Origin of the sequence: Sorangium sp. So ce406 (genome assembly GCF_051474675.1) — a bacterium.
In the GTDB taxonomy this organism is placed as follows: domain Bacteria; phylum Myxococcota_A; class Polyangia; order Polyangiales; family Polyangiaceae; genus Sorangium; species Sorangium cellulosum_G.
Genome location: NZ_CP150340.1, coordinates 1,813,837 through 1,835,830, shown reverse-complemented (window position 1 = coordinate 1,835,830; position 21,994 = coordinate 1,813,837). Strand labels below are relative to the sequence as shown.

The window sequence follows — 21,994 nt, the reverse complement described above, 5'->3', positions numbered from 1 at the left end:
GCTCAGACGGCGTCCTCGACGACCGCAGCCGGGGCGCGCAGCGCGCGCTCGCGGTGCGCCTCACCGAGGTACCGCCGCACCTCCTCGTCGATCGCCGCGATCGCCATCCGCTTGAACATGCGCAGCGCGAGCGGCACGTCGACATCGAGATCCACGGCGCTGGGCCGGAGCTCGAGGCGCCCCGTCACCTTGTACCCCTTGAAGGAGAACCCGAGATCCGCGCGCCGATCGTCGCTCCAGAGCATGGAGGGCGAGTACTCCGCGTAACGATCGCGATACCGCGCCAGCGCCCGCAGGACTGCCGTCTTCGCTTCGTCGTCGTTCAGGTCGTGATGGACCGTGTGCTTCATGGATGACCTCGGGTGATCGCTGGAACAAGCATCCAGCGGGGGCTGCTGTGCGACAGGCTCGGCAGCGCAGCGGTCGCCAGGGTTAGCAAGGGGGGTGCCTGCCGGGCGCCGCGGCGTCGGCCGCCCCCGGCGCCGCGATCTCCGGCAGATCCAGGGCAGATCCAGGAAAACCGCGCGCTGCTCGTCGCGTCGCTCGCCGCGCGCCTGGCGAGCTTCGCCACAAGCGAGGCAGATCGCTACGGTGGCCCCCCCTCCCGCGGGCGCGCGCCACGGGTCAGCTCGGCGGCATGCCGCGTGCGTTCCACGCGATCATGCACGCAGCAGGAGCGCTGAGGTCATCGCCTGGACTCAGGGGGTGGCTCGGGCCGCGGGCGAGCAAGGCGCTGAAGGTGCTGTTGATCCTGCCTGTCGCGCTCTGGCTCGGCTACGTCGTGATCATCAATGTCATGCTGAGCACGAAGCTGATGGCGCGGCTCATCAGCTACAACCCGATCGACGCGTCGCTGCAGTACGAGTCGGCCTGGAGCTTCTGGCCTGGTGTCGTGCACGTCGAGGATCTCCAGCTCAGCGGGTCGGACAGCTTGCTGCAGTGGGCTGTGTTGCTCGACGAGGTGGACGTGGACATCCACCTGACCGATCTCCTCCGGAAGAAGTTCTACGCCGAGGACATCCGCGCCGAGGGCTTCGTGTTCCGGATGCGGCTGCTCGTGGATCCGACGAGCGAGCGCGATCTGGAGGCGCCGCACATCGAGGCGCTGCCCCCCATCCCGAATTTCGCGAACCCTCCGATCAAGCCGGCGCTGCCGCCGCAGCGGGATCTCGAGAACTCGGACGAGGGGTACAACCTCTGGACGGTCCACCTCGAGGGCGTGGACACGACGCTCAAGGAGATCTGGATCCAGCAAGTCCGCTATGCCGGCGGCGGCCGCATCCGGGGAGGCTTCTATTACAAGCCGCTCCGCTCCGTCCGTGTCGGGCCGCTCGCGATGGAGCTCCGCTCGGGCGATGTCCACCTCGCCGATCGCGTGGCCGCGCGGGTCGACGGCGACCTCGACGTGACCATGAACACCTTCGATCCGCGGGAGATCGACGGGATCGACCTCCTCGACACCACCTGGGCGCGCGCGCGCCTCGACGTCGCGCTCCCCGGGGTCGATTTCATCCACTTCTACACGGGCGAGGACGCCGAGCCGCGGGTGGAGGACGGGAGCGGAGAGCTCCGGACGAACCTCGTCATCAACCGGGGCAAAGTAGAGCCGGGGAGCTCCGCCTCGTACGCGACGAGCCACCTCGTGGCCACGGCCTCTTCGCTGCGCGCGGCCGTCGAGGCGGGCGTGGACCTCCGCGTCGGCGAGCGCGGGGAGGCGCGCCTCGAGGTGCGGGTGCCCCGCGCGACGCTCGAGCGCCCCGAGAAGGGGCTGCCGCCCATCGTGGTGGAGCGGGCGAGCGCCGTCTTCGACGCGCCGGAGCTCCACCTCATGAGGTTCCCGCCGGGGTTCTCGTCGAAGGTGGATGTCGTCGCCGCCGCGATCCCGGACCTGCGCTGGCTCAACGCGGACGGCGCCGCGCCGGACGCGCCGCGGTTCACGGGCGGCGCCGCGTTCATGCGGAGCAGCCTCGAGGTCGACCCGCTGGGGCGCGGGTCCGGCGTGCTGAGCCTGCTGATGAAGCAGGGGGCGCTGAGGTGGAAGGAGACGACCGTGAAGGGCGACGCGGAGGCGCGCATCGCGCTCGACGCGGCCAGCGTCCTGAACCCGGCGGCCACGTTCCGGAAGAGCCGTATCGAGATCAAGGACCTCGCGGTCGAGCACAAGGGCGAGGCGTGGCCGGACTGGTGGGCGCGCATCGACATCGACGAGGCGAAGGTGGGACGAGGCCTGATGCAGGCGGCGATCCGGCTCGAGTGCAAGGACGCGCGGCCGGCCGTGGAGCTGCTCGACGCAGAGGACGCGATCCCCGGGTGGGCCACGGGGCTCCTGACCATGGAGGGGCTCAAGGCGTCCGCGACGGTCACGCGCAAGGCGAGCGACGTCGACTTCAGGCTGCTGGAGGCGCAGGGGGGCAACCTCGCGATCCGCGGGCGGCTCACGAAGTCCGACGGGCAGGACCCCCGGGGCGCGTTCCTCGTGAAGAGCGGGCTCCTGTCGGTGGGCATCGACCTCGCGCAGGACGGCGCCGGCGTGCACCCGCTCGTGGGCGACGACTGGGTGAACGAGCAGATCGCCGCGCTGGGCAGGTGAGCCGGCGTCTCCGGGCGGGCGACCCGGCGTCACGGGGCGATTGGTCCTGCGCCTCGCCGAGGCGGCGCGACGGGGAGAATCCCCGCCGGTCCAGGTCGCCGGTCGCTATCCTCGACGGATGACGTGCGCCGTCCAGATCCGGCCGGCCCGGCCGACCGACGCTGACCGGGAGGCCGTGGCGCGCATCAACGCCGCGGTCCCGCGCGAGGAGCGGCACGACATCGAGCCGCGCTCGGCGGGCGCGCTGCGGGAGCTCGACGAGCTGCTCGCGCGGCGCGGCCACGTCCTCGGCCGCCACGTCGCCGAGGTCGTCGCGACGGGGGAGATCGTGGCGTATGCGCACCACTTCCACGTCCCGTGGGAGCACCACCCCGCGCGGTTCTGGTGCGCTGTGCGGTGCGCCCCGGACCACCGGCGGCGCGGCATCGGCGCGCTGCTGTTCGCGGCGATGGAGCGCGACCTCGCGCGCCTGGGCGCCCTGGAGCTCCGCGCCATGGCGCGCGAGACGCAGCCGGAGATGCTCGCGCTCGCCGCGCGGCTCGGCTTCCGGGAGCTCTTCCGGAGCTGGGACTTCGAGCTCGACCTCACGCGGCCGGCGGGGGCGGTGCGCCTCGGGGAGCGCGCGGTGACGGGCGTCGCGATCGCGCCGCTCTCCGAGGAGCGGGCGCGCCGGCCCGGGTGGCTCGCGGAGCTGCACGCGCTCTACCTCGCCGTGAACCGCGAGGTGCCGCTGCCGAACCACGTCGACCCGGAGCTCCCGGCGGACGCGTTCGCGGCGTACCTGGAGCGGTCGCCGACGTCGCTGCCCGAGGCGTGCTTCGTCGCGCGGGACGGCGACAGGTACGTCGGGCTCTGCATCCTGCACCGGAGCGAGGACGACCCCGCGTGCCTCGACCACCTGTTCACCGGGGTGGCGACGGCGAGCCGCGGCCGCGGGGTGGCGAGGGCGCTCAAGCTGGCCACGATCGATTTCGCGCGGCGGAGGGGGTATTCGCGGATCGCGACGGCGGTCGAGTCGAACAACCCGGGGATGCTCGCGCTGAACGAGGAGCTCGGGTTCGTGCGGCGCGGCGGCCTCGTCGTGCTCGAACGGCAGATGAAGTGGAATCTTGCAGGGTGACAGCGTTGCCCGCGCGGAGCTGGCCAGTTACCTCGCCATCTTCTCGAGCGGCCCAGCCCCGCAGGGCCCCGACTCCCTCGGTCGACCGCGCACGCGCCGGCCCCTCCGGCGCGTGCGTTGCCCATGCCCGCTCTCAGACGCGGGCTGCAGAGGCGGCGTCCTGCTGCAAGCGGGCGATCAGCGCCACCAGCACATCGAACGACATCACGGCATTCGAGTGCATGGTGTGGAACACCCTGCCATCCACATCGAGAATCTGCGACCGCTCTGCCCAGAGGTTGGATGCGACGTCGGCAATGCGTTCGATCGCGATGGTCTTCCCCTCGATCGTGAGGTGGCCGCGGGTGAGCTCGATCCTCTGCATCGGATGGTCCATGTTGCGGGAGGCGAACAGGGTCTTGGACAACGCCACGCTGTCGGGCAGAGCCCGGAAGCCGACCGAGCCACCGGCCTGAAGCTCGCGGTAGAGCCGCTCCCCGCGCTGCGCTACATGGCGCATCCGCAACGTGTGGCTCAGCTCGGCGTAGCGCGAGGTGCGCGCTCCAATGAAGACCCACGGCGCCTGTGGTGTCGCTCGGTAGCCGATACCGCCGAAGTAAAACGTGTAGAGATCCTCGATGTCGGCGTAGAAGTCGGTCCGGGTGCCTTTGCGCTCCCGAGCCTGGATCGCGTTCTGGTACAGCACGAACACGGGCTGCGAGCCGACGACCCACCACGTGCCCAGCGCGATCACGACGCCCAGCGCGATCGCCCCGTAGCCAGCGCGATACAGCACCGACACATCCCCATCGAACCGCACCGTGCTGCCCGGCCCTGGGACCAGGGACAGCACCAGGGCGCCCGCGCCGGCGAACAGCGCCGCCAGAAACCATCCGGCAAAAAGAAGCGAACGGCTCTTGCCGTAGGTGCCGATCACATCGCCTGGATTGTGCATGCGTCCATCCCTAGGTGTCGACGTATCACCGTTGCCCCGGTCGCTCCCGAACACGGCGCGCGTGCCGCCAGGGCTGGGCACGGTGTGCGGTTCGGCCCCTTCGCGGTGCCCTCCGCAATATCCCATGTCACGAGGAGCCCGATGGCGGCATCGCCGCCGGGACCGGGATCGTAGACAGCCTCGCTCCAGGTGTCGTGACCGTTCACCATGCTCAGCGACGCGTGGCCGTACGGCTCCAGGCGCCGCCCGAGCAGAAGTCAAACGTCGTCACGACGTCCTTCGTCCAGGCGCCGACGTGGTAGCGGATGAGGTCCTTGCCGTCAACGTGGAACAGGACGTCGGGATCAGATGTGTGCGAGTACACCTGCTCGACGCCCGCCGGCGAGCTGTCGAGCGCCTTGATGAGCCGGTACCTCTTGCCGTCGTAGCTCCGCCCGCCAGGAGTCCGGCGCCGGCCAGAGGTGGCCGGACTCCTGCGCACCTCAGGTCTCGCGACCGCTTCCAGGGTGAGCGCCGCGCGCGGCGCGTTTGCGCTCATCACAGCGCGCAGATCAGCCGCTGGCCGCGCACCGAGGTTGCGCCGTCGAGCTGCTCGATCCAGGCGACGAGCAGCTTGGTGCCGAGCTGCGCGACGGTCGAGCTGAGGATCTGCGCGCTGCTGCCGTCCGGGAGGGAGAAGACATGCTCCTGAGGGAGCAAGGACTCACCCGTCCGCGTGAACCAGCCCAGATTCACGGTCTTTCCAGGGTGCGGCACCAGCGTCACATACACGTTTTCGCCGTCGCTCATGGGCGGGCCCGGGGGGTTGTACTGGCTCACGTTCTGGAGCTCGAAGACAGGGGTAAAGCCGGGCGGGGGGACCTCGACGAGCGACGAGAAGTCCCTCACGACGCCCACCTCCGCCGAGACGGCGAGCCTCGGCGGAGGTACGATGTGCGCGATCAAGAGCGTGACCCCATCGCCCTCGGGCAGCGGGAACGCTCCGAAGAAAGACTCCACCTCTTCAGGAGATGGGCTGAACTGGACCTGGTGCGCCACGCCGAGATCGGCGGCGGCGGCGCCCGTCCTGAAGAACGCTTCTCCGGTCGCGCTGTCGTCCAGCAGGAGGAGATGCCGGCCGCTCGTGACCGTGTAGAAGCGCACGTTGAGCGAGGCGTCGGTACGCGGGCCCTGGGCCACCAGGGTCGGCGCAGGCTCGGCCGACCCGCCGACGACGAGCGAGCGCGTCGAGCCGCCCGGCGCCTCGCAGGTCGCGGCGTAAAAGATCTCATCGCCCGCTCGGGCGAACGCCATCGACGCGGCCACGTTGGGGCTCGAGCACTCCGGGGCGAGCGCGGGGAACCGCTGGAACGTCCCTTCCGACGAGACGCCGTCGGTGGTCGTGAGGAAGACGAGCTGCCCGATGTCGGACCCCACCCTGCCCAGCAGGGTCAATTGCCCTCCCGACTCGCGGCCGGTAACGAAGGCCGCTCCGTCGGCGAGGGGGAACTCCGCCCTGGATCCGACAGGGTCCCGGAGCTCGTGCACCGTCCCGATCACGAGCCGGCTCGCCGCCTTGTCGATGACCGAGACGAAGACGCGACCGGGGCCGCTCGCCAGCACGAGCGAGGAGGCGTCGACCTCATGGCCTCCGAGGTCTTCGGACGTGAGGATGTCGAACGGATCGAGGTCCAGCACGCACTTCGCCTCCGCCGGCTTGCAGACGCCGTCCTGACAGGCGCCGCCCGGGCAGTCGGAAGGAACGGTGCACCCTTTGCCGCCGCTCCCCTCCTGGTTCAGCTCCGCGTCGGTGCGCACGCCCGCGACGAGCTGGCAGCCGGCGACGAGCAGAGCGCCTCCGGCGATGACGAGCTTCCATGGTCGCATCGCTCGCATCTCAAAAACTGCCTCGCAACGACATCCCCGCCGTTCCCGCCCCGACCGCGGGCTGAAGGCGCACCTCCAGCGCCGCCTTCGGCGCGGCCTCGCTCGACGGCGCGGTCAGGAACACGACCAGGCCCGCGATGAGCGCCGCGCCTCCCGCCGCGAACGCCACATTGGAGATGTTGGCGGTCGTATTGGCGGCCTGATGGAGCTTGATCCCCTCGGCGTCACAACGGGGAGGGTCGTCGTCGGTGCACCCGTGCTGGCTGCGCGCGTCACCAACTTTCAAGAGCGTATCGACGCCGAACACGGCGCCTACCGCGATCCCGGCCAAGCTCACCCCGCCCAGCACGAGCCCCACGGTCTTCTGCGCGCTCCACGAGCTCGCCGCGGGCGCGGCGCTCGTGGCCGCACGCGCGCGCGAGGGCCGCTCCGGCGCGGGCGCGGTGGCCGCTCGTGGCGGGGGCGCGTCCTCGAGCCGAGGGACGCGTACCGTGCTCTGCCCGGCCCTCGGCTCGATGAGCACCTTCGCGCTCCATGCCTTCTTGCCGGGCGCCGCCGCCTCGATCGTATGCTCGCCCGGATTGACCGGGATCGCCGAGCCGAACAGCGCAGCATCGAGCAGCTTCGTGTTGCGACGCACCTCGAGCCCCTCGATCCGGGCCTCCGGCGCCACCTCGATGACGAGCCTCGAGAGCTGCGGTTCCAGGAGACCCGCGCGCCGCGCCGCCTCCTTCGAGCGCCGCGGATCGTCCGCTTTGCGCGCCATCGCCTCGGCGTCGTTGAAGGTCGCCCAGGCGCTCGCCGTCTCCCCATTGAGCTCGTAGCAATCCGCCAGGGCGAGCAGCGTCCCGGCCATCGGATCCAGCTTCTGGCTGGCGACGAGCTTCGAGCACCCGAGGGCGTAGCTGCCCTGCTTGATGAGCGCGCGCCCCTCGCGGAAGAGCACGTCGGCGGCCGCCCGGTCCTCGGCGGTCGGGTCCGCGAGGGCGCGCGGCGCGAGCGATAACGAGAGGACCAGCGCACTGGCAGCGATGACGCCGCGTTTCACACGCATCGGGCCTGGGCCACGCACCGCCCGGAGGATATCGGCCCCCCTCGCCCTTGTCCCGGTGTCAGCGCCGCTCATCGTACGAAAACGTCGGCTCAGGCTTCGGGGCGCGAGGGCCCTCGGCCGGGGGCTTCGCCCGCACGAGGGGCTTCGTCGCCTTCCGCGTGGCCTTCGCCGTCGCCGAAGGCGAGGTGGGCTCCGCCTGCGCCGTCGCGCTCGCGCCGTGAGAGGCGATCGTGGAGGGAGGAGCCTGGGGCTCATCGGGCGCCGGCAGGGCCGCGTCCGGCGCCCCCGAGGCGGCCGCCTGCGCGCCTGTCGGAGCCGAGGGTGGCGCCCCCTCTTGCCTGCCGCCGACGAGCGCCGCGAGCGCCGCGCCCGCGACGAGCGCGCCGGCGAAGAGGAGGAGCGCCCGGCGGCGCGGCTTCTTCCCCAGCAGCTCGTAGGACGACGAGGTGCTGCGAGGCGGGGACAGGGTGTGCGCCGTCTCCTCCACGGAATTCGGCGGGAGCGGCGCGGTCTCCTCGGCGGCTCCGGCGCTGGCCGGCGGCGGAGGCGACTCCACGCGGCGCGCCGCCGGCTCGTGCTTGGATCCCGACGAGGACAGCCGCTGCAGGTCGAGCACGCGCGAGACCCGCTCCGGATAGCCCGACGCTCGCGCGGGCGCGTGAGGCGCGAGGGCGCCGGCGAAGGCCGCCACGTCGCTCCAGCGCTGCTCGCGATCGTGCGTCAAGCACCGCTGGATCGCGGCGTCGAGCTCCGGGGGCACGTCGCTCCGGCGCTCGCGGAGCGGCGTCGGCCGGGCCGCGAGGATGCGCCCGTAGAACTCCGGCAAGCTGTCCGCGTGAAACGGCGTCTGCCCGGCGATGAGCTCGTACAAGAGGACGCCGAGCGCCCAGAGATCGCTGCGCGCGTCGACGTCCTTCGACGAGATCATCTGCTCGGGCGACATGTAGTAGGGGGAGCCGAGCGTCTGGTCGTCATCGGTGAGGGCGAGGTCCGCGCCGCTGATCTTCGAGATGCCGAAGTCGAGGACCTTGATGCACGGCGAGCCGCTGACGTCGTGCGTGACGAAGAGGTTCGACGGCTTCAGGTCGCGGTGCACGATCCCGGCGGCGTGGGCCTCGCCGACGGCCTCGCACGTCTGGAGGACGTACTCCACGGCGTCGTCGATCGAGAGCGACCCGCGCTCCCTGAGCAACGCGGCGAGATCCCGCCCTTCGAGGAACTCCATGACGATGTACGGCGCCCCGCCCTCGAGGGTGCCGACGTCGAACACGCGGGCGACGTGCTGGCTGCGCAGCCGCACCGCCGCGCGCGCCTCGCGCAGGAAGCGCGCGTGCGCGCCGGCGGCGTCGTCGTGGGCCGAGCGCATGAACTTGACGGCCACGCGCTGGCCGAGCTCGACGTGGACCGCCGCGACGACGACCCCCATGCTCCCCGTGCCGAGCAGACGCTCCACGCGGTACTTGCCCGCCAGGATGTCGCCGGGCTGGACCGGGCCGGTGCGCATGGCTCCCCATGTGGTCTCAGCGGCTCCGGGAGGTCAAGCGCCGCTTGATGGCCTCGCGCGCGCTCCGCCGCCCTGAAACGCGCTGGCAACCCCCACATGCCCGGGGGAGATGATGCCGCGGGCAGCAGCAGCGCTCCCGATGTGGGACATGGTACACAACGGCCTCGCTCTCCTCGGCGATGGCCCCCGCCGTGATCTTCGCGGTCCTGCTCGCGCTCGCGCTCCACGAGACGCTTCGGCTTTCTGAATCGTCGCAATCACCTCCCGAGAGGACGACGGCACGGATCTCCATGACGGCTACGAGGGAGCGAGGACGTCCTGTCCGAGTCTCTCCCTGCCGGCGTATCGGGCTTCGCCGCTCGCCCCGGCGCCTCAGGCGACCGCGTTCTGCCGTACTGCATCGCTCCGCGATCCTCGGAGGCCGCTGCGGTCGCCCGCTCCTCGGCCGCAGGGGCGGCTCAAGGCTGATAGCGCCTCAGCCATGTGCGCGTGTCCCTGTGGCGAGAGCCGTGGATTTCATTCACCATGGCGCTGCATGTGGCCAGCCGGCATACGGAAGGAATCTTCAGATGTCGTCGCGCCCTCGCCCGATGGCAGCGCCCTGGACGCGAGCGCCGCGGGCTGCCTCGCCGGGGGCGGCGAGATGGGCGCCCTGATGCGCTCGATCGACTGGTCGAAGACGAAGCTCGGCCCCGTCGCCAGCTGGCCGATAAGCCTCAAGACCGTGGTCGGCCTCGTGCTCGGCAATCGGTTCTCCATGATCGCGTTGATCGGGCCGGATTTGCTGCAGATCTACAACGATGCCTATCGGCCCATCCTGGGCAACAAGCACCCTGCGTCGATGGGCGCCCCGGCGGCCGAGGTCTGGGCCGAGGTCTGGGACGTCGTCGGCCCGATGGCGCTGAGCGTGCTCGACGGCGGGCCCGCGACGTGGAGCGAGCACCTCCTGCTCCCGGTGCAGAGGCGAGGCTTCGTCGAAGAGACGTATTTCACGCTCTCCTTCAGCCCGATACCGGGCGACACCGAGCGGGTCATCGGCGTCCTCATCACGGTGAAGGAGACCACGGAGCAAGTGCTCGATGCGCGCCAGCTCCACATGCTGCGCGATCTCGCGACCCGCTCTGCCCACGCGAAGTCTGCCGAGGAGGCGTGCTCCACAGCCGCGGAGATCTTCGCGGCGAACGGCGCCGACCTGCCGTTTTCGTTGCTTTACCTCTCGGACAGCGGCACGGGCGACGCGCGCCTCGTCGGCGCGAGCGGGCTCGACGAGTATCAGGGAGCCGCGAAGCCTGAGCGCGTCTCCCTCCACGAGCACGCCGACGCGTCCTCGACCTGGCCGCTCGCGGAGGCGGCGCGCCCCTCTGGCGAGCTCCTCGTCGGCGATCTCGCGGCCCGCTTCGGCGCCTTGCCCCTCGGCCGCTGGGGCAGCGCGCCCGAGCAGGCGATCGTTCTGCCCCTCTCGCGGCCAGGACAACCTCGTCCGTATGGCTTCCTCGTCGGCGGCGTGAGCCCGCATCGCCTGCTCGACGAGTCGTATCGCGGGCTGTTTCGGCTGATCACCGATCAGGTGGTGACCGCCATCGCGAACGCGCGGGCCTACGAGGAGGAACGCAGGCGCGCCGAGGAGCTCGCCGCGATCGACAGCGCGAAGACGCTGTTCTTCAGCAACGTCAGCCACGAGTTCCGGACGCCGCTGACGCTGATGCTCGGCCCCATGGAAGACGCGCTCGCGTCGCCGGAGCGCGCGCTGAGCGGTGAGCACCTTTCGCTCGTCCACCGCAACGCGCTGCGCCTGCTCAAGCTGGTCAACACGCTGCTCGACTTCTCGCGCCTCGAGATGGGCCGAGCGCAGGCGTCCTACGAGCCGACGGACCTCGCCGGCCTCACGGCCGATCTCGCGAGCGCGTTTCGCTCCGCGATCGAGCGAGCGGGGCTCGCGTTCAAGGTGGACTGCCCGAAGCTGCCGGAGCCGGTGTTCGTCGACCGGGACATGTGGGAGAAGATCGTCCTGAACCTGCTGTCCAACGCCCTGAAATTCACGTTCGAGGGCGAGGTCCTCCTGTCGCTTTGCTCGCGCGGGGACCACGTCGAGCTCGCGGTGCGCGACACGGGCACCGGCGTCCCCGAGCGCGAGCTGCCGCGCCTCTTCGAGCGCTTCCACCGCGTCCAGGGGGCGCGCTCGCGCACGCACGAGGGCTCCGGGATCGGGCTCGCGCTCGTGCACGAGCTGGTGCGGCTGCACGGCGGCAGCGTTCGGGCGGAGAGCCGCCTGGGCGAGGGGACGGCGTTCACGATCGCGATCCCGCGCGGGTGTGCGCACCTGCCGGCGGAGCGCATCCGCGCCGAGAAGACGCTCTCGTCGACGGCGACCGGCGCCGCGCCGTATGTCGAGGAGGCGCTGCGGTGGCAGCTCGCGACGGAGGCGCCCGCCCTGGCGCTCGCCCCGGCCGATCGCGCCGAGCCCGCCCCTGTCGCGGTCCCGCTCGACCCGAGCACGCGCATCCTCGTCGCCGACGACAACGCCGATATGCGCATGTACGTGCGGCGCATCCTCGATGAGCGGTGGACCGTCGAGGCCGTCAGCGACGGCGCCGGCGCGCTCGAGATCGCCCTGCGATCGCCGCCGCATCTCGTCATCGCCGACGTGATGATGCCGGGGCTCGACGGCTTCGGCCTGCTCCGGGCGCTGCGCGCCGATCCGGCGACGCGGAGCGTGCCGGTGATCATGCTCTCGGCGCGCGCGGGCGAGGAGTCCCGCGTCGAGGGGCTCGCGGCCGGCGCCGACGATTACCTCGTGAAGCCGTTTTCGGCGCGCGAGCTCATCGCCCGCGTCGCGACCCACCTCCAGCTCGCAGCGCACCGGCGGGAGGCGGAGCGGGAGCGCGAGAGGATGTACGAGCTGTTCGAGCGCGCGCCCGTCGGGATCGCCGTCTACCGTGGCCCGGAGCACGTCGTCGAGATGGCGAATCCTCAACTCGTGTCCATGGTGGGCGATCATCGTGAGGTGATCGGACGCACGTTGGCGCAAGCCTTCCCGGAGATCGTCGGCTCGCCGCTCCTCGAGGTCTTCGACCGGGTCTACGCGACGGGCGAGCCGTTCGTCACCTACGAATGCCGGTTCGACCTCAATCGCGGGCGCGGCGGGCTGGAGGAGTCGTACTGGAGCTTCAACATGCACCCCATGCGTGAGCCGGGCGGTGCCGTCGTCCGGATCCTGGTCATTTCGCTCGACGTCACCGAGTACGTGCGGGCGCGAAAGAAGCTCGAGGAGGCGGCGCGGGAGCGCGAGGAGCTGCTGCGCCGCGCGGAGGACGCGCGGCGCGACGCGGAGCGAGCGAACCTGGCGAAGGACGAGTTCCTGGCGATGCTCGGCCACGAGCTGCGGAACCCGCTCGCCCCGATCGTCACGGCGCTCCACCTGATGCGCCTCCGCGCCGGGGGGCACGCCGAGCGCGAGCGGCTCGTCATCGAGCGGCAGATCAAGCACCTGACGGCGCTCGTCGAGGACCTGCTCGACGTCTCCCGGATCACGCGGGGCAAGGTCGAGCTGAAGAAGCAGCGTATCGAGCTCGCGGAGGTCGTGGCCAAGGCGGTCGAGCTGGCGAGCCCGCTGCTCGAGCAGCGGCGGCACGACCTCACGGTCGCGGTCCCCTCGAGCGGCCTCGCCGTGGACGGCGACGTCACGAGGCTCGCCCAGGTGATCTCGAACCTGCTCACGAACGCCGCGAAGTACACCGAGACCGGCGGCGAGATCGCCGTCCTGGCCGAGCGCGCGGGGGGCGAGGTCGTCCTCTCGGTGCGCGACAACGGCATCGGCATCGCCCCCGAGATGCTGGCGAGCGTCTTCGAGCGCTTCGTGCAGGAGCGCCAGGCGCTCGACCGCGCCCAGGGTGGCCTGGGCCTGGGCCTCGCCATCGTCCACAACCTCATCGCGATGCACGGCGGCCGCGTGAGCGCGCACAGCGAGGGCCGCGGGCGTGGGAGCGAGTTCACCGTCCGACTGCCGGCTGTGGCGACCGCGCGCTCGCCCGAGGCCGCGCCGGCGCGCCCGCCGGCCGAGATGCAGGCGACTCGGTCGCCCGCCGACGGGCGCCGCATCCTGCTCGTGGACGACAACCTCGATGCGGTCGAGCTCCTGGCCGAGTCGCTGGGCACGCTGGGGCACACGACGCGCGTCGCCTCCGACGGCCCGTCCGCGCTCCGGATCGCGGAGGAGTTCGCGCCCGACGTCGCGCTGCTCGACATCGGGCTTCCGGTGATGGACGGCTACGAGCTCGCGCGGCGCCTCCGCGAGCAGCCGGCGGGTGAGCGCGTTCGCCTGATCGCGATCAGCGGTTACGGGCAGGAGGCGGATCTCCGGCGCTCGAAGGAGGCAGGCTTCGAGACGCACCTCGTCAAGCCCATCCAGTTCGATCGGTTGACGGAGCTCATCGAGGAGCCTCCGGCCCGCAGGCTCGAGTGATCCACGTCCGAGATCCTCGGCGACGACACGACGTGACCGCGCCCGGAGCGCTTTGGCGACGCGCGCCGCGGCGAGATCGAGGCAGCTTCTGACGGAGAAGGAACGATGGATATGCAACGTAAGCGAATTGCGAGGATGGGTGTGCTGTTCGTAGGATTCGCCGCGACCGCGGGATGCACGCTGATCTCGGGGGTAGGATCACTTGATTTCAACGGTGAGGCCGCTGGAGGAGCTGGCGGAAGCGGTGGCGCCGGTGGCGGCGGCGCCGAAGCGGGAGGCGGCGAGGCGGGCGGCGCCGGCGGCGGCGGAGGCGAAGCGGGCGGCGGCGAGGCGGGCGGCGGCACGGGCGGCGAGGCGGGCGGCGGCACGGGCGGCGAGGTGATGGCCCAAGAGTGCGCGCCTGGCGAGGGGGTCGCCGTGGGCGCCCGCGTCTGGGGTGACGCGTGGCTCAACGGGTTCGTCCTTCATTGCGCCGACTTTCAGAGCGACGGTCACACGGGGGATGGGTACGATTCCGGCCCGGTGATCGGCAGCATGGCGGGCTCGCGCGTCTCCAAATTCTGCGACTACCCCAAGAATGTCGTGGCGTTCAGGTATACGTACGACGCAGAGCATGTGTACCAGGTCCAGTTCGGTTGCTCGACACCCGAGGTATGGAAATCGTCGACGCCTGGCGTCGAACAATGGCTCGATCCCATCGGCGGGACGACGGCCGGCCCGCAGCAGTACGAAGAGCAATGTGAGGCGGGGTCCGCCTACAGCTACTTCAAGCTCGGCGTCAGCGAAGATGGTCAATCCATACGAAGCTTCGAAGAGCCTCGCTACTGCTTGCAAATGCCCTGATCCCTGCCGGGTCGAGCGAGAGCTGCCGCCCGGCTGACGTTCGAGGGGCGCGACCACCGGATCGTCCGCGGCGCGATCTCCGTGGAGAGCTTCGCCGAGGCGGCGTGCGCGGGGATGCCGCGCGGCGAGGGGGGCTGACGCCGGCGCGACCGAGGCCGTGCTCAGGGGCTGAAGCTCGTGTACAGTCCGGGCGCAGCCTTGCTTCGGCGGGCGCTGACGGAGGCGATCGATGGTACTGTCGTCGGAGGTGTTGCGCGGCCTTTCCGGTCTCGGGATCGCCGCGCCCACGAGCTGGCATGAGCAGCCGCGCGAGCTGCTGGGCTTGCCTTTGCCGGAGCCGCTGCGCCAGTTCGCGGCCATCGAATGGCCCGAGGGGATCGCGTTCTCCCTCGATCCCTGCGCGACAGGCCCGATCTCCGACGAGTATTGGCTGCGCCGCGTGGAGTTCGGCGGCGTGTGGGCCCCCGACGAGCCGATCCGTCACGCCGACGGGCCCGCGCCGCTCGTGGGCATCGCGACGCCGAACGATGACTGGGCGGTTCTCCGCCTCGATGACCCGAACCCGTCGAATCCCACGGTGTACTTCCTTTTGCACGACGATCCGGGGCAGAGCCTCGGTACGGGGGTGCCGCTCGGTGCGCTCCTCGACGCTCTGTGTGTCCGCGCGGACGTTGTCCTCTCGAGCGACGTCCGCTTGCCGCGCCGCCGGCTCACCCATCCAGACCGCATCCGCTCGCTCCTTTACGAGGAGGCGACCCAGCTCGATGACCTGAAGCCGCTTCGTCGGCTCGAGAACCTCGCGCTCGATTCCTGCGAGCTCCCCGATCTCGAGGCCTTGTCGGCCGTTCCCACGCTTCGTCGCCTCTTCGCCACGCATTGCCGGATCGCCGATTGGTCGGGCCTGTCCTCGCTGACCCACCTCACGGATCTCCATCTCACCGCGTGCGACCTGACCGAGCTCGGCCCGCTCCTGGATCACCTCCCGGCGCTCGAGCGCGTCACGGTCGCTGGCAGCCCGCTGGGCCTGGCTGCTCGAGCCGATATCGCGCGGCTCCCCGCGCCGGTCTTTTTACCGCATCCGGACGCGATCGAGACGGAGGTCAACGAGGCGCTCCTGGAGCTCCGTCAGTACAACATCCACGGCGCGTGCGTCCGCTGGAACGACGGTTATATGGTCGGTCTGTGGAGCAACCAAGACTACCTGAGTTGGTATCGAATCGACGTCGACCGCTTCCGGACCGCCCTGAAGGAGCGCCGCTACATATGGGACATTCGCTCGTGGATCGAGGCGTGCCCCGAGGTGGTTGACGTCGGCTGGGCCTCTCACTGGAGCGGCCTCGGCTTGCGCCCCTGGCTCCACGCCTGAGCTCCTGCGGGGCCTGATCGAGGTGTCCCGACGCGCTCCGCGCCGCGCGCCCGACGAGCCGCTGGCGCGCCGTCCACGTTCTCCTTTCACCCGCGCAGGCTCGACGAGGCCGGGCTCGTGAAATCGACATCGGCCCGTGCCCAAACCGGCTGCCCCACGTTCTTCATCGGGTGAAGGGGCCGGCGGCAACGGCGGGCCGCTTCCGGGGCGCCGCGCTGCATGGGCCGGCCGGCTCCCCTCCATCCACACGTTGCGAGCTGCAGAGCTGGATCATGCGCAAGATTTATCTCATGGCGTCGATTTTCATTGCGACCGCGCTCCTCGCGGCCGGCTGCAAGACGGGGACATGCGCGGATGCCGTCGAGCACGCCGAGGCCTGCGGGGTCGACGACCTCGAGCTCGATGACGACTTCGCCGGCTGCTCCGAACACGAGGCGTGTCGCGCGTCGTGCGTGCTCGACGCGCCCTGCGACGAGATCAAGGCGTCTTTCGCCGGCGGCACGGACCGCAGCACGGAGGTCTGGCGCTGCTACGAGCAGTGCCCTCTCTCGGATTGATGGCCGTTGTACCGATCGGGTTTTCTCGGCTCTCGGCGCGGTCCGCCTCGCAGCTGATCGCGCCGCTCCCGGAGCGCGTCACCGATGAGATATCCTCCGGGCTCGGCCCGCTCCTCCCCAGGGCCGTCCAGGAGGCGACATCGTGAAGGCAGCTCCGGAGCAGATCCCGCCGCCGCCGAGGGGCTCCCTCGGCGAGCTCTTCAACCCCTTCCTCCCCGAGCAGATCGAGGACCCTTACCCGATCTATGCGCGCGCGCGGCGCGAGGAGCCGGTCTTCTATAGCCCCCGGCTCGACGTGTGGGTCGTCACCAGGTACGCCGACATCGTGGCCGTCCTGCGGGACACGGACCGGTTCTCGTCCTTCAACGCGCTCTACGTCAGGGCCGAGCCGATCCCCGAGGTCCGCGCGGTCCTCCGCGAGGGGTACGAGGAGTTCACCTCGCTCGTGCAGAGCGACCCGCCCGATCACACGCGCGTGCGCGCCGTCTTCGGCAAGGCCTTCACCCCGCTGCGCGTGGCGGCGCTGGAGGGGCACATTCGCGAGCTCACGCGGGATCTGATCGACGCCGTCATCCGCGATGGGCACGCCGAGCTGGTCTCGCGGATCGCCCTGCCGCTGCCGGGGTACGTCATCTGCGATCTGCTCGGGGCGCCGCGCTCCGAGATGAAGCAGCTCAGGGCGTGGCACGAGGACAAGCAGGCGCTGATGGCGGGGAGCGCGCCGCCAGAGGCGCAGGTGGCGAGCGCCCGCGGATACGTGGCGATGCAGCGCTATTTCCAGGCCCAGATCGAGGCGCGCCGCGCCGAGCCGCGGGAGGATCTGCTCTCGCTCCTCGTCCCGGAGGAGATCGGCGGGAGCGCCGCGCTGAGCATGCAGGAGGCGGTCTGCAACGCGATGGATCTGCTGGCCGCCGGGCACGAGACGACGACGGCCCTGCTCGCGAGCGGGATCGACCTCTTGCTCGCGCACCCGGAGGCGGCAGAGGCGCTGCGCGGCGACCCGTCGCTGATCCCGGGCGCGATCGACGAGATGCTGCGCTGCGAGTCCCCGGTCCGCGGCTTCTTCCGGGCGGTGACGGCGGACGCCGAGGTGGCCGGGGTCCGTATCCCGAAAGGCGCACGGGTGTACCTGCTGTATGCGTCGGGGAACCGGGACGAGGCGGAGTTCGCCGACGGCGAGCGCTTCGATATCCACCGCAGGGACACGGGCAAGCACCTCGCCTTCGGCAAGGGCATCCACTTCTGCGTCGGCTCGCTGCTGGCGCGCACGGAGGCGAAGATCGCGCTCGAAGAGCTCCTCGAGCGGCTGCCCGGCCTGCGGCGCGGGAAGGACCCCGCGCGCCGGAGCCCGTTTATCCTCATGCGCGCGTTCGACTCGCTCCCCATCGCGTGGGACGCGTAGCCCTCCCCCGCGCCGCGCCGGCGACGTGGCAAGCTCAGCCAGCTCTGCGCGGCATCCCCGGCGAAGGCCTTGAAACGAGCTTCTCGTAGAACCTCCTCGTAGCCTCGAGATCCTTGATGGTCGGGCTTGATCGAAGACGCGCCGAGCCGCCTTGCGAGATGACAAAGCCGAGAGCCTCGCGGTGCGCATCCCAATACCGGGACATTGACGGATGCCTCGTTCCGAAGGAGACTCGCCGCATGGGACTGCTGACCTTCGCCATCAACGTCACCCTGGACGGCTGCGTCGACCACCTGGAGGGGATCGTCGACGACGAGACGCACGCCTTCTTCACCCGCCTCCTGGACGAGAGCGGCGCGATGCTGTGGGGCCGCGTCACCTACGAGATGATGGAGAGCTACTGGCCGGCGGTCGCCCGCGGCGACGAGGAGGCGCCTCCGGCGATGCGCGAGTGGGCGGTCAGGCTGGAGACCAAGCCGAAGTACGTGGTGTCGTCCACCCGCAAGGACTTCCCGTGGACCAACAGCCACCACATCGCCGGCGATCTGCGCATGGGCGTGCAGAAGCTCAAGGACGCGACCCCGGCCGGCGTGCTCCTCGGCAGCACCAAGCTCGCGACCGAGCTGGATCGGCTGGATCTCATCGACGAGTACAAGTTCCTCGTCCACCCCAGGCTCACCGGCCACGGCCCGACCCTGTACCAGAGCGGGCTGCCCGCCACGCGGCGGCTCGATCTGCTCTCGGCCAAGCCGCTCCGCTGCGGCGCGGTGGCGATGCACTACCGGCGCGCGCGCTGACTCAGAGGAGCCCCATCGCGCCCAGCGCGCGCTGCAAGCGCTTGTACAGCAGGCAGTAGCCGTTGACGTCGAACCAGAGCGCCTTCAGCCAAGTCGCGCCGCGATTGGCGAAAATGAACAAGGAGCTGCTCTGCGGATCCTCTCCGAGCTTGAGCTTGACGGCGTGTGCCAGGCGATCGAAGCCCTGGCGCATGTCGAGCGGCTCGGTGCACACGAAGATGCGAACGCCAGCCGCGATCATGAGGCCTCCAGAACGTCGAGCAGGCGCCGCAGGCCGTCGGCATCGAATGACGCTGGCACTCGGAGACAGCGGCCCTGGCCGAGCTCCAGCTCGAACCGCGCGTCCGCTGGCGTGGACTGGATCTCGATCAAGCCGGCGCGATCCCCAGCCATAGGCACCGCGGCAGCCAGCTGGGCCTGCTTCGACGCGCGCGCCCGCTTCTGCGACTGTCTGCGTTCGAGCGCAGGCGCAGAGGCCTTGTCGTCGCGCACCAGCAGCCACTTCCAGTACATCACTTCTTCGCGCTGCGCTCCGGCTTCTTTTACCTACGCGCCACAAGAGCGGCGACGACCCGCTGGGCCGATGGGCAAAGGCCATCGACGGGCGCCGGGGTTGCCACGTCGCCGTCGTGGCGCTGGCGCGGCGGCTGTCGGGGGTGCTGTGGGGCATTTGGTGCGACGGCACGGTCTACCATGCGCAGAGAGCGCAGCGGTCGCTTCGGCCAAGGGCCTGTGGCTGCAAGCACAATCGATCGAGCAGCCGGCGCAAAGTAAGAAGGAGGCCGCGATCAAGGCGCGCCGCTGCCAGCGCTCGATCGACAAGGGACTCGGCGCCGCCGCTGCAACGGCTCGGTCGAGGCCGGCCTCGACCTCAAGAAGGGCCTCGATGCGCTGACTTTCCCCCTACGGGAACGTACGCCACGAGCGCGTCACGCTGGGAGCGTGACGGACGGCCACGTGGATGAGCGCGGAAGCATCGAGAGTGTTCGGCCTGTGGGTCGAACGTACCATCCCTTAGAATGCGCCTCCACGGTCTCGTTTCGGACCCCAGTGTCCATCCAGGTCAGCAGGGCGACCGCCGGCCTGTCAATGCGGATCGTCTATCGAGCCACAGCTCGCTCCTGCGAACACGACGAGGCGCTCAAACACAAGCGAAACGACGCCCGACCAAGGCGAAGGGAGACATCCCTGCCGAAACGACCTGCACTGACGACGCCGAGCGCCACCGCTGCCAAGCCGAAGCCGGCCAGCCGCGCAAAGAGAGCGCTCAAGCCCTCGACCTCAGGGCTGCCTCATCGTCGATGCATGGGCAAAGTGCTGAGATAGCGTCGCTTTTTCAGGAGGAGGCGGACCGAAACCCGGGGCAGGACCCGCAGTTGGGTTGTGACATCTTCGATACGTTTTGAGTTGCGTCTCCCCCTCGAAACGGTCGTCACATGGGTCGGAACAAGCCGTCAGATGTGTCGAAACACCGCGTCGGGGCCCGCAACGCCCCGTCACGTCCCCTCGAAACGATCCGTCACCTACGCTCGGATCCGGCCGTCTCGCCGGCCCGGAATACGCCCAGATGACGAAGTTTATCTGGGCTCGACGTACGGCAGCACAACCAAGCTGTCGACGTCGAGTTTCCCAGACATCAACTGGGAGTGTAGTGAGAGCACGCCATTTCCGTCGGGACCACCCGTACGTGGACCAGGCCGCGCCTTACGAAGGTTGATGAACCACTCGTGTCCGCGCGTGCGGAGGCGGCTGCCTCCTCCGCGGTACGCCAGCCTGGGTCGGGTCGCGATGTGGTAGCCTCGAGGTAGCAGAAAAAATGTCACCGGCGGACAGCCGCGGCGTACACCCGTCGGGAGAGCACATGACCCCCAATGTGACCATGGACGGCGCGGAGCTTGTTGAGAGCACGCTCTCCATCCTGTCTGTCGACCGTTGCGCAGTTACAGCGACTGAACCATCGCTGATTGGCGCTACCGCGTCGCTCAACAGCATCATGCAGCGTTACGCGGCGGGCGAGGCAACGGCCTTCGGCGAACTCTACGAGGCGCTTGCACCGCGCCTGCACCGTTTCTGTCTGCGCCTTGCGCGGAACCGCAGCGACGCCGACGATCTCTTCCAGGACGCGTTCCTCCGGCTTCACCGCGCGCGCGCCTCTTACATTCCCGGCGCACCGGCCCTCAACTGGGCCTTCGCCATCGCACGTTCCGCGCACCTGGACCGCGTCCGTCGCCGCCAGCGACGCCGGGAGGATCTGCGCGTAGCCGACAGCGGGCCCATCACGTGCCGCTCGCTGCCGAGCCGCGACGGCTCGCCGGAGGACGACGCGTGCACGCGCCACATGCTGCTGGTGGTCGATCGCGAGATCGGTAGGATGTCCGAGAAGAACCGGAGTGCCTACGTCCTGCTGCGGGAGGAGGGGCTCAGCATCGCCGAAGCGGCAAGCGTGCTCGGTACGACTGGCGATGTCGTCAAGCAACGCGCCCATCGTGCGTACGAGCAGATCAGATCTGCCCTACGCTACGCCGGGTGGGATGAAGGCATGCTATGATCGAGAACAACTTTGCACACAGAATTCCCCGTCGCTTCGAATCGGTGGCGAGGCCGCCCCATGAACTCCATGCCCGCCTGGTCACGGCGATAGCAGAAACGCCGGCGCCACGGACGCCAATTCGAAATCGTCTATTTCTGGTCGCCTGCGCGCTCCCGTGCATCGTCGCCGCTACGCTGCTCGGGCTCCACGCGCTGTTCGGACGACCCCTGCTTCGCAGCGATCTCCCCTCTCTCCCGACCGGGCAACTGCTGCTCGAATTCGTCTTGCTCGGCATCCTCACCGTCGGCACCACGGCAGTCGCCGTCCGGCCTGGATCGGCCGGGTTTGGATCCGGCGCGCGACTGCTCGGCACCACGACGCTTGGGGCAACGCCCGCATTTCTCGTGATCGCCCTCCTCTTTCCGCTGCGATCTGTCGATCCCGAAGCCGTTGTTGCGTCTACGCGGCTGCATCCCTTCGGGTTGCCGTGCATGGTCAAGGCCGCGATCATCGGCACCGTCGCGCTGGGAGCGCAGTCCTGGGCGCTGCGTCATGCCGTCCCCGTGTCTGCAAGGCTTCGCGGCGCCGCCTTGGGGGCTGCGAGCGGCGCGTGGGCGGGCCTCGCCCTGATTATCCACTGCCCCGCCGCAGAGCAGCTGCACGTCCTGACCAGTCACGTCGCTCCCATTGCTGTATTCACCGTCCTCGGGATGCTCGTGGCTCCTTCCTTTGTGCGGTCATGATGAGGCTGTGTTGCGAGTTTGGTGATGGTGAGAGGCAAAATCCTATTGCAAATGTCACCGCCCTCCATCGGCGGCGTAGTAAGAGTCTGGAATCAGATCGACAGCGCTGAGATCTGCAGAGCCTCCGGAGCTGATCCCGCAGCGAAGAGCCCGTTGAGCTCTTCTTGACGATCTGCTTGATCTTCTCCCGGAGGCGCGCGCGCTCACCTGCCGGCCATGTCCGGGG

At 69.9% G+C, this 21,994-nt stretch carries 18 protein-coding genes; 10 read left to right on the top strand and 8 right to left on the bottom strand.

Annotation, left to right across the window (positions count from 1 at the left end):
- Positions 1-2 precede the first annotated feature (2 nt).
- Positions 3-350, bottom strand: coding sequence for a polyhydroxyalkanoic acid system family protein (locus tag WME96_RS06760; RefSeq protein ID WP_437289345.1), 348 nt, complete (start codon positions 348-350; stop codon positions 3-5).
- A gap of 389 nt (positions 351-739) precedes the next feature.
- Between WME96_RS06760 and WME96_RS06755 the strand changes: the two genes are divergently transcribed.
- Both WME96_RS06755 and WME96_RS06750 read left to right on the top strand, forming a co-directional pair.
- On the top strand, positions 740-2,590 hold the full coding sequence (locus WME96_RS06755) for a hypothetical protein (RefSeq protein WP_437289344.1): 1,851 nt from the start codon (positions 740-742) through the stop codon (positions 2,588-2,590).
- A gap of 118 nt (positions 2,591-2,708) precedes the next feature.
- Positions 2,709-3,710, top strand: a complete 1,002-nt coding sequence (locus WME96_RS06750) for a GNAT family N-acetyltransferase (RefSeq protein ID WP_437289343.1) — start codon at positions 2,709-2,711, stop codon at positions 3,708-3,710.
- A gap of 133 nt (positions 3,711-3,843) precedes the next feature.
- Here WME96_RS06750 and WME96_RS06745 read toward each other — a convergent pair whose 3' ends face one another.
- The 5 genes from WME96_RS06745 to WME96_RS06725 form a co-directional block, all read right to left on the bottom strand.
- On the bottom strand, positions 3,844-4,644 hold the full coding sequence (locus WME96_RS06745) for a hypothetical protein (protein WP_437289342.1): 801 nt from the start codon (positions 4,642-4,644) through the stop codon (positions 3,844-3,846).
- A 211-nt stretch (positions 4,645-4,855) separates the two neighbouring features.
- Positions 4,856-5,125, bottom strand: a complete 270-nt coding sequence (locus WME96_RS06740; protein WP_437289341.1) for a hypothetical protein — start codon at positions 5,123-5,125, stop codon at positions 4,856-4,858.
- A 56-nt stretch (positions 5,126-5,181) separates the two neighbouring features.
- Entirely contained in the window at positions 5,182-6,510 is a 1,329-nt protein-coding gene (locus WME96_RS06735; RefSeq protein WP_437289340.1) for a hypothetical protein, read from the bottom strand.
- A gap of 10 nt (positions 6,511-6,520) precedes the next feature.
- Positions 6,521-7,564 carry a hypothetical protein gene (locus WME96_RS06730; RefSeq protein WP_437289339.1) on the bottom strand — a complete coding sequence of 348 codons (1,044 nt, stop codon included), beginning with the start codon at positions 7,562-7,564 and terminating at the stop codon, positions 6,521-6,523.
- A gap of 58 nt (positions 7,565-7,622) precedes the next feature.
- Positions 7,623-9,068, bottom strand: a complete 1,446-nt coding sequence (locus tag WME96_RS06725; protein WP_437289338.1) for a protein kinase domain-containing protein — start codon at positions 9,066-9,068, stop codon at positions 7,623-7,625.
- 655 nt (positions 9,069-9,723) lie between these two features.
- Here WME96_RS06725 and WME96_RS06720 point away from each other — a divergent pair.
- From WME96_RS06720 to WME96_RS06695, 6 genes are all read left to right on the top strand, one after another.
- On the top strand, positions 9,724-13,530 hold the full coding sequence (locus WME96_RS06720; RefSeq protein ID WP_437289337.1) for an ATP-binding protein: 3,807 nt from the start codon (positions 9,724-9,726) through the stop codon (positions 13,528-13,530).
- A gap of 105 nt (positions 13,531-13,635) precedes the next feature.
- A complete protein-coding gene (locus WME96_RS06715) occupies positions 13,636-14,373 on the top strand; it encodes a hypothetical protein (protein WP_437289336.1) in 738 nt (245 codons plus the stop codon).
- A 229-nt stretch (positions 14,374-14,602) separates the two neighbouring features.
- Positions 14,603-15,739 carry a hypothetical protein gene (locus WME96_RS06710; protein ID WP_437289335.1) on the top strand — a complete coding sequence of 379 codons (1,137 nt, stop codon included), beginning with the start codon at positions 14,603-14,605 and terminating at the stop codon, positions 15,737-15,739.
- A 272-nt stretch (positions 15,740-16,011) separates the two neighbouring features.
- On the top strand, positions 16,012-16,296 hold the full coding sequence (locus WME96_RS06705; protein ID WP_437289334.1) for a hypothetical protein: 285 nt from the start codon (positions 16,012-16,014) through the stop codon (positions 16,294-16,296).
- Positions 16,297-16,438: 142 nt separating this feature from the next.
- The gene (locus WME96_RS06700) at positions 16,439-17,698 is read left to right on the top strand and encodes a cytochrome P450 (protein WP_437289333.1); all 1,260 of its coding nucleotides are present in this window, start codon (positions 16,439-16,441) and stop codon (positions 17,696-17,698) included.
- Between the two features lie 239 nt (positions 17,699-17,937).
- Positions 17,938-18,495 (top strand): dihydrofolate reductase family protein, encoded by a 558-nt coding sequence (locus WME96_RS06695; protein WP_437289332.1) that lies wholly within the window; start codon positions 17,938-17,940, stop codon positions 18,493-18,495.
- Between the two features lies 1 nt (position 18,496).
- Here WME96_RS06695 and tnpB read toward each other — a convergent pair whose 3' ends face one another.
- Both tnpB and WME96_RS06685 read right to left on the bottom strand, forming a co-directional pair.
- Entirely contained in the window at positions 18,497-18,736 is a 240-nt protein-coding gene (gene tnpB, locus WME96_RS06690) for an IS66 family insertion sequence element accessory protein TnpB (RefSeq protein ID WP_437289331.1), read from the bottom strand.
- Positions 18,733-19,008: a hypothetical protein gene (locus WME96_RS06685; RefSeq protein WP_437289330.1), complete on the bottom strand. Its 276-nt coding sequence runs from the start codon at positions 19,006-19,008 to the stop codon at positions 18,733-18,735. Before WME96_RS06685 ends, tnpB begins: the two co-directional genes overlap by 4 nt.
- Before the next feature lie 1,348 nt (positions 19,009-20,356).
- Between WME96_RS06685 and WME96_RS06680 the strand changes: the two genes are divergently transcribed.
- Both WME96_RS06680 and WME96_RS06675 read left to right on the top strand, forming a co-directional pair.
- Positions 20,357-21,043: an RNA polymerase sigma factor gene (locus WME96_RS06680; protein WP_437289329.1), complete on the top strand. Its 687-nt coding sequence runs from the start codon at positions 20,357-20,359 to the stop codon at positions 21,041-21,043.
- The gene (locus WME96_RS06675; RefSeq protein ID WP_437289328.1) at positions 21,040-21,768 is read left to right on the top strand and encodes an NrsF family protein; all 729 of its coding nucleotides are present in this window, start codon (positions 21,040-21,042) and stop codon (positions 21,766-21,768) included. Before WME96_RS06680 ends, WME96_RS06675 begins: the two co-directional genes overlap by 4 nt.
- Positions 21,769-21,994: the final 226 nt, after the last annotated feature.